Source organism: Pseudonocardia adelaidensis (assembly GCF_039543345.1).
Classification (GTDB): Bacteria; Actinomycetota; Actinomycetes; order Mycobacteriales; family Pseudonocardiaceae; genus Pseudonocardia; species Pseudonocardia adelaidensis.
This window is the reverse complement of sequence record NZ_BAABJO010000008.1, coordinates 92,543-105,527: the sequence shown is the minus strand read 5'-3', so window position 1 is coordinate 105,527 and position 12,985 is coordinate 92,543. Positions and strand designations below refer to the sequence as shown.

Here is a 12,985-nt window from a genome sequence, read left to right as displayed (position 1 = left end):
CGATCCGGCAACGCCCTCCATCTGAGCGTTGGTCCCGATTCCGGCGATCCCCGTCGGGAACGGGACCACTGCCGGTCGGCGGCGGTGCGGTTCGTCTCGCGTGGGCGAGCCCGCTCATCTCGGGACGGGATGCGATCGACACCCGATCGAGGCGCCGTGTGCGGACAGCCGCGTCGCGCCCACCCCCGCACCGATCCGGCCCCGAGGCCCACATCCGCCGGCTAGCGGGTTGCGGGCTCCTGGGCGGCGAGGGTGCGGACCGGGGCACACCAGCCGCACGGGGTGAAGCCCAGCTCGACGGCCTCGCGGACGGGCAGCGGGATCGTGGCCTTCCCGGTGAGCGCGCGGCAGGGCGCCACGTGGTAGCGCGGCTGCTCGTCGATGACCAGCACCTCGGTCTCCAGCCCGGCGACGACCGCGGCGGCCGCGGGATCGCGCTGCTCCTCCGGCGGCTCCCCGTCGGCCGCGGGTGGTGGGGCCTCGGACCCGGTGGCCGAGCCGTTCGCGGTGGCCGCCCCGGCGGCGGCGCCCTGCTGCTGCTCCGGTGCACCCGGCAGCGTCTCGGCGGGCTTCTCCGCAGGCTTCTCCGCTGCCGCCGCCGTCTCGACACCCGTGCCCGCGCCGTCGGAGGCCGGGTCGGCGGCCTCGTCCGCGGCGGGCTCCTCGGCGGCGGCCTGCGCGCTCTCGGTGCCGGCGCCCTCGGCGGGGCCCTCCGGCGCGCGCGCCGCGGTGGTGGGGCTCGAGTCGGCGGCGTCGCCGGCCCGGCCGTTGCGGACGGCCTCCGTGGGCGGCGTCGACGACGAGCCCTGCCCACCCTCGCCGGACGTGGACCCGGCCGCGCTGGGCGCGGCCGTGGTGGGCGGCCCGTCGTCCGTGGCGGGGCCCTTCTCGTCCGTGCCCGTCGAAGGGGTGGCGGCGGTAGTCGGAACCCCCGATTTGGTCACGGTGGGTGACGAATCACCGCTCGACGCGGTGTTTTCGCGGGAAGCGCCGGGCGGTCGCTCCGCAGAGGCGGACGGTTGCACCACGGGCATCACGACGGTCTTCGTGGTGTCCGACGTGTCGTCGAACCGCTCACCGGTCGTTGCCCCACCGGTGCGGCCAGGAGCGTCGGCGGACCGCGGGATGACCGGGAGCACCTCGGTGACCGGCTCCGGATCGGGCGTGCGGACGCGCGGCGGCTCCGCCGCGGTCTGGGCGGCGGCAGCCTCGGCACCGGCCCGTACCGCGCTCCTCCGCTGCAGCCAGTCGATCAGCAACACCGCCGCGGCGGCGACGCTGACGCCGACGGACACCCAGGCCCACAGGACGCTGCCGGACAGCAGCGCCACCACGAGGAGGCCGAAGGCGATCAGAACGAGGATCAGGACCAGCAGCAGCACGTCTCACTCCGTCTTGCGGAAGTGCGGCACCTCGGCCGCACCACCCGGGTCGGTCGAGGTCAGCTCCCAGCGTCGGCGCGCTGGCCGTAGCCGGTGGAGGCGGCGTATCCGCCGTTCGAGCTGGACCGGCTGTCGGAAGGCGCCGCGGACCCGCGCTCCCCGAGGTCGCGCAGCTGCGACTCCAGGTAGGTCTTGAGCCGGGTGCGGTACTCGCGCTCGAACGTGCGCAGCTCGTCGATCTTCTTCTCGAGCACGGACTTGTCGCGCGTGATGGTGCCGATGATCTCGGCTTGCTTGCGCTCGGCGTCGCCGACCAGCGTGGCGGCCTTGTCACGCGAGTTGCGCTCCAGGGTCTCGGCCCTGGTACGCGCGTCGTTGAGCATCGTCTCGGCCCGGGCACGGGCGTCGTTGACGAGGCCGTCGGACTTGGCGCGGGCCTCCGACAGCAGCTGCTCGGACTTGGTGCGCGCGTCGGCGAGCATCGCGTCGGCCTCGGACTTGGCCTCGGCGGTGAGCCGCTCGGCCATCTCCTGGGCCATGCTCAGGACCTTCGCGACCTGGACGTGGCTGTCGCCACCCTCGGCGGCGTCGGCGAACGCCGGGCGCTGTGGCTCGGCCGGGCGCAGCGGCGGCTCCTGCCGCTGGATCTGCTGCGTCGGTGGAGACACCGCAGCAGCAGGCCGCGACCGGGCCTCCTCCAGGTCGGCCTGCGCGTTCCCGAGGCGCTGCTCGAGTTGCGAGACCTGCTCGCGCAGGTCCTCGTTCTCCTCGATCAGGCGAGCCAGCTCGGCCTCGACCAGGTCCAGGAACGCGTCGACCTCGTCCTCGTTGTACCCCCGCTTCCCGATCGGGGGCTTGCTGAACGCGACGTTGTGGACGTCGGCGGGCGTCAGCGGCATCGGATCACCTCATGCAGTCCTCGGCGGCGGCACCGTGTGACTGGGGCTCACAACGGCGTCGGCTGGGCAACGTTCATCAGTATGAACACCACCAGCAGTAGAACCATAATCGACAGGTCCAGTCCAACGCCGCCGATCCGGAGGACGGGGATCACTCTCCGCAACAACTTCACGGGCGGGTCGGTTGCAGTGAAGATCAGCTCGAGAGCGACGGCGCTGGGCCCCGCCGGCACCCACTGGCGCGCGAAACTGCGCACGAGCTCCACCACGATCCGGCCCACGAGCAGGAGCCAGAAGAAGAACAGCAGGTAGTAGAGGACGAACTGGATGGCGAGCGGCACATCGCCGATCCTAACCGGGACCGGTCCTCACTCCCCGCGGAAGCCGCGGTCGGGGTCGGCGGTCGCCCCACCGGAGACGCTGCGCTGCGCGAGCATCCGCGCGTCGTCCGCCGACACCTCGACGTCGGCCGGGGTCAGCAGGAAGACCCGGCTCGTGACCTTGTCGAAGCCGCCGTGCAGGGCGAACACGAGGCCGGCCGCGAAGTCGACGAGCCGCTTGGCCTCCGCGGCCTCGAGCTCGGTGAGGTTCATGATCACCGGGACCCCGCTGCGGTACCGCTCGCCGATCGTGCGCGCGTCCCGGTAGCTGCGGGGCTGCAGCGTGGTGATACGGGCGAGCGCGGCGGCCCCGGTGGCGGCGCGGTCGCGCTGCTCGGGCACCGTCGCCGGCACCTGCGGCACCGACCGGAGCGGTTCCTGCAGGTCAGGATCCATGGCGAGGGCCCCGCGCACCGGAGATCCGACGCCGCGGGCCACCGCGCGCTCGGCCACGACGGGACGCGCCGGGCGGCGGTCCCACTCGTCGTCGTAGCGGTCGCGCCGGGCGTGCTCGGAGTCGTCCTCGTAGGCGAAGCGGTCGTCCCAGCGCTCGTTGGCGTAGTCGCGCGCCGAGCGCTCGCGCCGGGGCTCCGGGTACCGGTCGGCGAGCGCATCGTCGGAGTACTCGCCCAGCTCCTCGGCGGGCACCATGCCGAAGTAGGCCTTGAGCCGGTACATCGCGCCCATCCGCGCTCCCATCATCGACTGCCCCGACGGCCGGCCGCTGCACCGGCGACCGACGATCACCGCGAGGTTAACGGTCGTTCCCCCACAAGGGCCGTTCCGACACGCACCACGCCCGATCCATGCCTGATCGCGGCCTCCAGATCGCCGCTCATGCCGGCCGAGAGGACCGTGGCCTGCGGAAACCGCTCGCGCAGCTCGGAGCCGGCCGCGGCGACGTCCGCGAACGCGGCGTCCGGGTCGGCGCCGAGCGGGGCCACCGCCATCAGTCCGGCGAGCCGCAGCCCGGCGCACGTGGCGACGTGTTCGGCGAGGCGCAGGAGACCCGCTCGGGGCACGCCTCCTCGCAGTGGGTCACCGTCGACGCTGTACTGCAGCAGAATCGGTAACCGATCGGTGCGCCCACCGGTCTCTTGTTCGCGCCGTGCGGCCATGTCCAACGCGTCCGCGAGGCGGGTGGAATCCACCGACTCCACCCGATCGGCCCAGCGCACCACGGACCTGGCCTTGTTCCGCTGCAGGCTCCCGACGAGGTGCCATCGCGGATGCGCGTCCGGGCGCAGTTCCGCGACTGCGGCGACCTTCTTCTCGGCCTCCTGCACGCGGTTCTCGCCGAAGGCGGTCAGCCCGAGGTCGAGCAGCACCGCGACATCCGAGGCCGGCACCGTCTTCGTCACGGCGAGGAGCTCCACGGAGTCGGGCTCCCGCCCCGCCGCGACGCAGGCGCGGGAGATCCGCGAGCGCAGCGCGGCGAGCCGCCCCGCGAGCTCGTCCCGCCGGTCAGCGCTCACGAGCAACGCCCCTGGTTGTACGAACGGCACATCTGTACCGCTCTATCGGACGAGGGTGCCGTTCGTCCAGCGCCGTGCACGAAGCTCACCGCGGGTCGAGCCACGTGATCGCGGCCTGGCGGCCGCTGCGCGGATCGCGGCGGTGGCTGTACAGCTCAGGGGTCTCCCTCGTGCAGCGCGGGTCGCCGCCGATGCGCGCGACGCCGAGCTCGGTGAGCTGGTGGTAGAGCCCGGCGCGCAGGTCCAGCCCGGGCGTGCCGCGCCGCGTGCGCACCGCGCTGCCGGGCAGCCGCGCGTCGACCTCGGCGCGCATGGTCTCGGGCACCTCGTAGCAGCCGCCGCAGATCGCGGGGCCGAGCAGCACCTCGAGCGCGGCGCGCCGCGCTCCGAGCGCCTCCATGGCGGCGATGGTGGCCGGCAGTACCCCGGCCGCCGCGCCGACGCGCCCGGCGTGGGCGGCCCCGACGACCCCCGCGACCGGGTCGGCCAGCAGCACCGGCACGCAGTCGGCCGCGAGCACCGCGATGCCCACCCCCGGCAGGGCGGTGACGGCGGCGTCGGTGGCGGGCACGTCCGGCGCGTCGGGCCCGGGCACGGCGTCGATCGTGGCCACCCGGGTGCCGTGCACCTGCTCGAGGAACACGACGGGCACCCCGAGCTCGCGCCGCAGCCGGGCCCGGTTGGCGGCCACGGCCTCCGGGTCGTCCCCGACCAGCGCGGACAGGTTGAACGAGGCGAAGTCGCCGCGGGAGCGGCCGCCCGCCCGGGTGCTCACCACCCGCCGGACGCGAGGGCTCACCTCTTCATGAACGGCGGCACGTCCACGTCGTCGTCGAGGTCCGCGACGTCCACCGGCTGGGTGTAGAGGGGGGCCGTGGAGCGTTCGGCCACATGCGGGCGCTGGGGCTCCGGCACCGAGTCGAACGCCGTCTCCCGGCGCTGGTCGGACGGGCGCTGGGCGGAGGTGTACGCACCGCCGGGTCCCGCGGCGGGCGGGGCAGCGGGCGGCAGGGTGCCGGCCTGGTTCGGCGTGCTCGGGGCGGCGGGCTGGCTCGGCGCGACGGGCACCCGCGGGCTCGTGTACGGCGCGGTCTGCGCGGCGGCGACCCCGGTGCCGTTCCCGGTGGCCGTTCCGTTCCCGGTGGTGCCGCCGTTGCCGACCGGGGCACCGCTCGACGGCGCGGTCGCCGCCGTGGGCGGGGGCGCGGGCGCGCTCGGCGCGGTGGCGGCGGGCTGCGCCCCGGTGCCGGCCGGCGCACTGCCGTTCCCGCCTGCCGGCGACGTCGTGCCGCTCACCCCCGAAGCGATCACCCCGGAGGGCTGCTGCTTCTCCTGCGACTTGAACGCGGTGGGTTCGAGCTTCTTGTGCGTGGGCCCACCCGCCTCGAAGCCCGCGGCGATGACGGTGACCCGGACCTCGTCGCCCAGCGAGTCGTCGATGACCGTACCGAAGATGATGTTGGCCTCGGGGTGTGCGGCCTCCTGCACCAGCGAAGCGGCCTCGTTGATCTCGAACAGACCGAGGTCGGAGCCACCCGCGATGGACAGCAGCACGCCCTGCGCGCCGTCCATCGACGCCTCGAGCAACGGCGAGTTGATCGCCTTGCCCGCTGCCTGCACGGCCCTGCCCTCCCCTCGGGAGGACCCGATGCCCATCAGCGCACTGCCCGCGCCGGACATGACGGACTTGACGTCCGCGAAGTCGAGGTTGATCAGACCGGGCGTGGTGATCAGGTTCGTGATGCCCTGCACACCGGAGAGGAGCACCTCGTCGGCCGAGCGGAAGGCGTCCATCAGCGAGACGCCCACGTCGCCGAGCTGCAGCAGCCGGTCGTTGGGGATCACGATGAGCGTGTCGCACTCGTTGCGCAGGGAGGTGATGCCCTCCTCGGCCTGCCCCGCGCGGCGGCGCCCCTCGAAGGTGAACGGCCGCGTGACGACGCCGATCGTGAGGGCACCGAGCTTGCGGGCGATCGACGCGACCACGGGCGCGCCGCCCGTGCCGGTGCCGCCGCCCTCGCCCGCCGTGACGAAGACCATGTCGGCCCCCTTGAGGACCTCCTCGATCTCCTCGCGGTGGTCCTCGGCGGCCTTGCGGCCGACCTCGGGGTTGGCGCCGGCGCCGAGGCCTCGGGTGAGCTCACGACCGATGTCGAGCTTGACGTCGGCGTCCGACATCAGCAGGGCCTGGGCGTCCGTGTTCACCGCGATGAACTCGACACCCTTCAGGCCGACCTCGATCATGCGGTTGACGGCGTTGACGCCGCCGCCACCGATGCCGACGACCTTTATCACGGCCAGGTAGTTGTGCGGGGGCGTCATACGGGCGCACCTTCCAGTCAAGCTCGGGTCCGTCCCCGGGGGTCCGGGCCATCGGGGGAGAACGCTAGGTCTCGTCCCGGTCTCGGTCCAGCAGGCGCGCCGCTGGCGCGCCAGCCCCCAAAGGGGTTGATCTTCAATGCTGATCTTCCCCTCCGGCCCGCGAGAACGGGCGCGCGGGGGCCGGTCGTCACCATAGCGGGCGATCCGACGACACCCGATCAGCGACGGATCGTCGGCAGGTCGGGGCTCGTGACGTCGTAGACGGTGCCGGGCTGCGTGAGCAGCGCGCCGAGGGCGGCGGCCTTCTCCCCGTCCCGGTCCGGGGTGCCCCAGCGGACCTCCTTCCCGTCCGCGAGGCTCAGCGTGACCTGGCCGGGCGCGCCCGGAGCGACGACGCTGGCCCCCGCGGTCTCGACCTGCGCGCGCAGGGCGTCGGGCAGGGAGGCGAGCACGGCCACGGCGGCGAGCGTCGCCGGGTCGCCGGAGCGCGGCGTCGTGGTCAGCCGGGGCAGGCCCTCGGCCGGCGCACCCCGGTAGACCACCCCGGAGCGGTCGACGAGCGCGGGGCCCTGCGCCGTCGAGACGGTCGCGACGGGCACCCGTTCCGTCACGACGACGGTGACCGTGTGCGGCCACGACCTCCCGACGGACACCGACTCGACCGGCGGCAACGCCGCCACCCGCGTGGCAACGGCGTCCGTGTCGATCGCGGCGAGCGGGACCCCCGTCGGCACGGCGGCCGCGGCGAGCACGTCCGCCTCCGGCACGGTGGCCGTGCCGGTGACCTGCACGGCCTCGACGTCGAACAGGCCTGCGTCGTACACCAGCACTCGGGCGCCGAAGGCGAGGCCGACGAGCAGCACCGTCCCGATCAGCAGGGCGGCGAGGCGCCGGCGACGGTAGCGCTCCCGCGACACCGGGCGCGGCGGGATCCGCTCGGGATCACGGGGTGGGCGGGCGACCGGCCGCTCGGCGAGCGCGCGGTCACCCCGGCGCGCACGACCCGGTCGCCCCATCACGGGGCCCGCCGCTCCAGCTCGACCAGGATCTCCGGCGCCAGCACGGTGACGTCACCGGCGCCCATCGTGACGACGAGGTCGCCCGGGGCGGCGATGTCCGCCACGACGGTGGGCACGTCCTCCCAGCGGGGCACGAACCGCACGCGTTCCGCCGGGAGCGGCACCGCGTCGGCGATCAGGGCCCCGCTCACCCCGGGCTGCGGGTCCTCCCGCGCGCCGTACACGTCCAGCACGACGACCTCGTCGGCGAGCCCGAGCGCGGCGCCGAACTCGGCGGCGAAGTCGCGCGTGCGGGAGTAGAGGTGCGGCTGGAACGCCACCACCACGCGGCCGTGCCCGTCCACCACCTGGCGAGCGGCCCGCAGCTGAGCGGCCACCTTGCTCGGGTGGTGGGCGTAGTCGTCGTAGACCGCGACGCCCGCGGCCCGGCCGCGGAACTCGAACCGCCGCCGCACGCCGTCGAAGGCGGCGAGCCCGGCGAGCAGCGCGCCGACCTCCGCTCCGAGCTCCACCCCGGCGAGCAGCGCGCCGAGCGCGTTGAGCGCCATGTGCTCGCCGGGCACGGCGAGCCGCAGGTGGTGCTCGCGGCCGTCGTGGCGCAGCACGACCCGCGCGCCGGTGCCGTCGGGGCGGAAGTCGACGAGCGCCGCGTCGGCGCCGTCGGCACGCCCGTAGCGGCGCACCCGGATGCCGCGCGCGCAGGCGCGGTCGGCGAGCGCGGCGGCGCCGGGGTCGTCCACGCAGGTCACGAGCGTTCCACCGGGCACGATCCGGGCCAGGAACTCGTCGAACGCCGCGACGTAGGCCTCGGCGCTGCCGTAGTGGTCGAGGTGGTCGGCTTCCACGTTCGTCACCACGGCCACCGCGGGCGAGAACGCGAGGAACGAGGCGTCGCTCTCGTCTGCCTCCACGACGAACACGTCGCCGCTGCCCTCGTGCGCGCCCGAACCGGACGCGGCGAGGTCGCCGCCGATCGCGAACGACGGGTCGAACCCGCAGTGCTGCAGCGCGACCGTGAGCATCGACGTGGTGGACGTCTTGCCGGCCGTGCCGGTGACGGCGGCGAGGCGCCGCCCCGCGGTGAGCGCGGCGAGCGCCTGCGCCCGGTGCACCACCGGGATGCCGCGCTCGCGGGCCGCCGCGAGCTCCGGGTTGCTCTCCCGGATCGCGGAGGAGACCACCACGGTGGCGGGCGGCTCCGGCAGGTGCGCCGCGTCGTGGCCGACGGCGACGTCGGCGCCGAGCGCGCGCAGTGCCAGCACGGTGCGGGAGTCCTTCGCATCCGAGCCGGACACCACCGCGCCCCTGGCCACGAGGATCCGCGCGATGCCGCTCATCCCGGCACCGCCGATCCCGATCAGGTGCACGCGCTTCTCGAGCTCGATGCTCATCGGTCCCTCCACGGTGGCAGCACCTCCGTCGCCGGCTCCGGTGACGCCCCGACCAGCTCCAGCACCACGCGGGCGAGCGTGTCGGCGGCGTCGGCGTGCCCGGACGAGCGGGCGGCGGCTCCGGCGGCGGCCAGCCGCCGGGGGTCGCGCAGGAGCGGCACGAGCTCGGTGACCACCCGCTCCCCCGTGAGGTCGGCATCGTCCACGAGCACGCCCCCGCCGGCGGCGACCACGGGCCGGGCGTTGAGCGACTGTTCGCCGTTGCCGTGCGGCAGCGGTACGTAGACGGCGGGCAGGCCGACCGCCGACACCTCCGCGACGGTCGTGGCGCCCGCCCGGCAGAGCACGGCGTCGGCGGCGGCGTAGGCGAGGTCCATCCGCTCGATGTAGGGCACGCCGAGGTACCCGCGCGCCGGCGGCGCGGGCTCTCCGGCCTTGCCGTGCGCGTGCAGCACGGCGATGCCGGCCCGCAGCAGCTCGGGCAGCGCGGCCGCCACGGCGGTGTTGAGCGTGCGCGCGCCGAGCGAACCGCCGAACACGAGCAGCACCGGCCCCTGCGGCGGCAGCCCGAAGAACTGCCGGGCCTGCGCGCGCAGCGCCTGCCGGTCCAGCCCGGTGATGGAGCGCCGCAGCGGCATCCCCACCACGCGCTCACCGGGCAGCCCGGTGCCGGGCACCGCCACCGCGACGATGTCGGCGAACCGGGCACCGACCTTGTTGGCCAGGCCGGCGCGGGCGTTCGCCTCGTGCACGACGATCGGCACGCGGCCGCGGGCACCGAGGTAGGCGGGCAGCGCGACGTAGCCGCCGAAGCCCACCACCACCTGGGCGCCGACGCCGGTGAGCACCTCGCGCACCCGCGCGACCGCACCGCGGACCCGGCCCGGCAACCGCAGCAGGTCGGCCGTGGGCTTGCGCGGCAGCGGCACCGGGGGGATCAGCTCGAGCGGGTAGCCGCGGGCCGGGATCAGCGTGGTGTCCAGGCCCTTCTCGGTGCCCAGCGCGGTGATGCGCGCGTCCCGGCGCAGCGCGCGCACCGCGTCGGCGAAGGCGAGCGCGGGCTCGATGTGCCCCCCGCTCCCCCCGCCTGCCACGACGATGGACGGCCCGGTCATCGCAACCGCCCGCGCTGGACCGGCGCCCGGTACGGCTGCGGCGGCGGCAGCCTGAGCAGCCGGGCGATCTTGCCCTCCCCGTGCTGCTTGACCGCCGCGATGGCCTCGGGCTCGTGCCGCGCCGCGTTGGCGAGCACCCCGAAGACGAACATCGTGACCACGAGGGACGTGCCTCCCGAGGAGATCAGGGGGAGCTGCAGCCCGGTCACCGGCAGCAGCCCCACGACGTACCCGATGTTGATGGCGGCCTGGGTCACGAGCCACGTCGTGGACGTCGCCACCACGAGCCGCAGCCACGGGTCGGCGCTGCGCGCGGCGATCCGGAAGCCGGTGTACGCCAGCGTGGCGAAGAGCGCCAGCACCGCGAACGCGCCGATGAAGCCCAGCTCCTCGGCCACGATCGCGAAGATGAAGTCGTTGTGGGCGTTGGGCAGGTAGCTCCACTTGGCGCGGCCCTGGCCGAGGCCCTGCCCGAACAGCCCGCCGTCGGCGAGCGAGTAGAGCGCCTGCCGCGCCTGGAAGCCGGCCTGCTGCGGGTCGGCGCTCGACGGCGAGAGGAAGGCCGTGATCCGGCTCATCCGGTACTCGGCGGTGAGCGCGAGCGCGACGGCCCCGCCCGCGGCGCCCGCGGACATCGCGAGGATCAGCCGCATCGGCGCGCCACCGAAGTAGAGCAGCGCGACGAGCACCACGCCGAGCGAGATCGTCATGCCCAGGTCGGGCTGCAGGACCAGCAGCGTCAGCAGCACGACCGTGACCGGCACGACCGGCGAGAGCGCGTACTTCCAGCGGTGCATCACGGCACGGCGGGCGACGAGCACGTGGGCGCCCCACAGCGTGAGCGCGACCTTCACCGCCTCGGACGGCTGCACGGAGAACGACCCGACCCCGAACCAGGCCCGCGACCCGTTGCGGGTCTGGCCGACGAACAGCACCGCCACCAGCGCCAGCGCGCCGACGACGAGCGCGGCGGGCGCGAGCGAGCGCAACCTGCGCGGGGAGACGCGCAGCCCGAGCCAGAACATCAGCAGGCCGGGCACGCAGAACATCAGCTGCCGGGTGAACACCGAGTACGACGAACCGTCCGCGGTGAGCGACTCCACCGACGACGCCGACAGCACCATGACCAGCCCGAACAGCGTGAGCAGGCCGAACACGCCCAGCGCGAGGTGCAGCGAGGTGAGCGGGCGGCGCAGCCACTGACCGAGCGCGGCGGCCGTGCGGCCGATCGCGAGCCACAGCGTGTTCGGGCGCACGCCGATCCCGCGGGCCACCGCGGTCCTCGCCCCACCGCCCCGCGCCGTGCCGCCGCCGGACGCCGCACCTTTGGACGCCGCGCCCTTGGACGCCGCACCCTTGGACGCCGCACCCTTGGACGCCGCACCCTTCGGCGCCGCACCCTTCACTGCCGCACCCTTCGCCGCGCCCTTCGACGCCGCGCGCACCCGGTCCCGCTCCCCGCCGCGGGGCGACGGCACCTTCACGGCGCCGTCCCGGGCGTCGTCCCCAGCGCGGTGGCCGCCTCCGCGAACCTCAGGCCGCGCTCCGCGTAGTCGGCGAACTGGTCCATCGATGCCGCGGCCGGGGCGAGCAGGACGACGTCGCCGGGCCTGGCCAGGGCGGCTGCCCGCCGGACGGCGCTCGTCATGACCGTCGTCGACGTCGCTGCGTCCGATCCGGCGTCCGGCGGGTTGGCATCCGACATAGTCGCATCGTCGCCCGGCACGACCTCGGCGACGGGGAGATCGGGCGCGTGTCGCGCGAGCGCGGCGATGATCTCGGCGCGTTCGCTGCCGATCACGACCGCGGCCCGCAGCCCGCGGGCGTGCCGCGCGACCAGGTCGTCGACGGAGGCGCCCTTCAGCAGCCCGCCGACGATCCAGACGATCGGAGCGGGGGCCTGCGCCGCGAGCGACGCCGCGGCGGCGTGCGGGTTGGTGGCCTTGGAGTCGTCGACGTAGCGGACCCCGCCGACGGTGGCGACCACGCCGCCGCGGTGCGGGCCGGGCCGGAAGTCGTCCAGGCCCGCGTGGACGGCGTCCGGGCCGACGCCCACGGCCCGGGCGAGGGCGGCGGCGGCGAGCGCGTCGGTGATGCCCGGCGCACCCGCCGGGTGCACCACGGCGGCCTCGACGAGCGGGCCGCCGTCGAACGCGCGGTCCACGAGCACGCCGTCGACGACCCCCAGCTGGTCGGGTGCCGGTTCGGCGAGGGTGACGCCGATCCGCCGCGGCGCGGGCGCCGCGGCGAGCAGCGCGGCGGCCGCGGGATCGTCCACCCCCGCGACGGCGACGTCCGCCCGCAGCGCCCTGGCCTTCGCGGCGGCGTAGGCGGCGAGCGAGCCGTGCCAGTCGAGGTGGTCGTCGGCCACGTTGAGCACGCACCCGGCGAGTGGCCGGATCGACGGCGACCAGTGCAGCTGGAAGCTGGAGAGCTCCACGGCGAGCACCTCGTGGCCCACGCGCACCGCCTCGACGACGGGGTAGCCGATGTTGCCGCACGCCACGGCGTCGCGGCCGGCGGCACGCAGCATCGCCGCCAGCATGCCGGTGGTGGTGGTCTTGCCGTTGGTGCCGGTGACCGCGAGCCACACCGGCGGACGCTGCATGGCCCGGCCGAGCCACCAGGCGAGCTCCGGCTCCCCCACCAGCGGCGCGCCCGCCGCGGCGGCCGCGGCGACGAGGGGGTGGTCCGGGCGGCGGCCCGGCGAGGTGACGACGAGCGCGGTGCCGGCCGGCACGCCGTCCGGGTCGTCACCGGGCTCCGCGCCCGGGGGGAGATCGGCCAGCGCCGCGGGCCGGGCGTCGGTGACGGTGACCCGCGCCCCGACCTCGACGAGCGCCGCCGCGGCCGCGAGCCCCGACACCCCGGCCCCGGCCACGAGCACCGGTGCACCGGACAGGTCCTCGGGAGTCATCACGCGGTCACACCCCAGGGTCATCGACGATCGAGAAGGCCGTGGCAACTCATGCCGTGAGTGGACAAGAGTGCTACAGCCCTCG

At 75.1% G+C, this 12,985-nt stretch carries 12 protein-coding genes; all 12 read right to left on the bottom strand.

Annotation, left to right across the window (positions count from 1 at the left end; all coding sequences use genetic code 11):
• Positions 1-221 precede the first annotated feature (221 nt).
• The 12 genes from ABEA81_RS12555 to murD all read right to left on the bottom strand — a co-directional run bounded on the left by ABEA81_RS12555 (position 222) and on the right by murD (position 12,900).
• Positions 222-1,382 (bottom strand): hypothetical protein, encoded by a 1,161-nt coding sequence (locus ABEA81_RS12555; RefSeq protein WP_345605161.1) that lies wholly within the window; start codon positions 1,380-1,382, stop codon positions 222-224.
• 59 nt (positions 1,383-1,441) lie between these two features.
• Positions 1,442-2,281, bottom strand: coding sequence for a DivIVA-like cell division protein Wag31 (wag31, locus tag ABEA81_RS12550; protein WP_345605160.1), 840 nt, complete (start codon positions 2,279-2,281; stop codon positions 1,442-1,444).
• A gap of 47 nt (positions 2,282-2,328) precedes the next feature.
• Positions 2,329-2,622, bottom strand: coding sequence for a YggT family protein (locus tag ABEA81_RS12545; RefSeq protein WP_345605159.1), 294 nt, complete (start codon positions 2,620-2,622; stop codon positions 2,329-2,331).
• A gap of 27 nt (positions 2,623-2,649) precedes the next feature.
• Positions 2,650-3,348, bottom strand: coding sequence for a cell division protein SepF (locus ABEA81_RS12540; protein WP_345605158.1), 699 nt, complete (start codon positions 3,346-3,348; stop codon positions 2,650-2,652).
• A gap of 56 nt (positions 3,349-3,404) precedes the next feature.
• Complete coding sequence (locus ABEA81_RS12535; RefSeq protein WP_345605157.1) at positions 3,405-4,136, bottom strand: YggS family pyridoxal phosphate-dependent enzyme; 732 nt, start codon at positions 4,134-4,136, stop codon at positions 3,405-3,407.
• 85 nt (positions 4,137-4,221) lie between these two features.
• Positions 4,222-4,935, bottom strand: coding sequence for a peptidoglycan editing factor PgeF (gene pgeF, locus ABEA81_RS12530; RefSeq protein ID WP_345605156.1), 714 nt, complete (start codon positions 4,933-4,935; stop codon positions 4,222-4,224).
• Positions 4,932-6,458, bottom strand: a complete 1,527-nt coding sequence (gene ftsZ, locus ABEA81_RS12525; RefSeq protein ID WP_345605155.1) for a cell division protein FtsZ — start codon at positions 6,456-6,458, stop codon at positions 4,932-4,934. Before ftsZ ends, pgeF begins: the two co-directional genes overlap by 4 nt.
• A gap of 218 nt (positions 6,459-6,676) precedes the next feature.
• A complete protein-coding gene (locus tag ABEA81_RS12520) occupies positions 6,677-7,474 on the bottom strand; it encodes a cell division protein FtsQ/DivIB (protein ID WP_345605361.1) in 798 nt (265 codons plus the stop codon).
• Positions 7,474-8,868: a UDP-N-acetylmuramate--L-alanine ligase gene (murC, locus tag ABEA81_RS12515; protein WP_345605153.1), complete on the bottom strand. Its 1,395-nt coding sequence runs from the start codon at positions 8,866-8,868 to the stop codon at positions 7,474-7,476. Before murC ends, ABEA81_RS12520 begins: the two co-directional genes overlap by 1 nt.
• Complete coding sequence (gene murG, locus ABEA81_RS12510; protein ID WP_345605152.1) at positions 8,865-9,983, bottom strand: undecaprenyldiphospho-muramoylpentapeptide beta-N-acetylglucosaminyltransferase; 1,119 nt, start codon at positions 9,981-9,983, stop codon at positions 8,865-8,867. Before murG ends, murC begins: the two co-directional genes overlap by 4 nt.
• The gene (gene ftsW, locus ABEA81_RS12505) at positions 9,980-11,467 is read right to left on the bottom strand and encodes a putative lipid II flippase FtsW (protein ID WP_345605151.1); all 1,488 of its coding nucleotides are present in this window, start codon (positions 11,465-11,467) and stop codon (positions 9,980-9,982) included. The genes murG and ftsW overlap by 4 nt, the downstream gene beginning before the upstream one ends.
• Complete coding sequence (gene murD / locus ABEA81_RS12500) at positions 11,464-12,900, bottom strand: UDP-N-acetylmuramoyl-L-alanine--D-glutamate ligase (RefSeq protein WP_345605360.1); 1,437 nt, start codon at positions 12,898-12,900, stop codon at positions 11,464-11,466. Before murD ends, ftsW begins: the two co-directional genes overlap by 4 nt.
• Between the last annotated feature and the right edge of the window lie 85 nt (positions 12,901-12,985).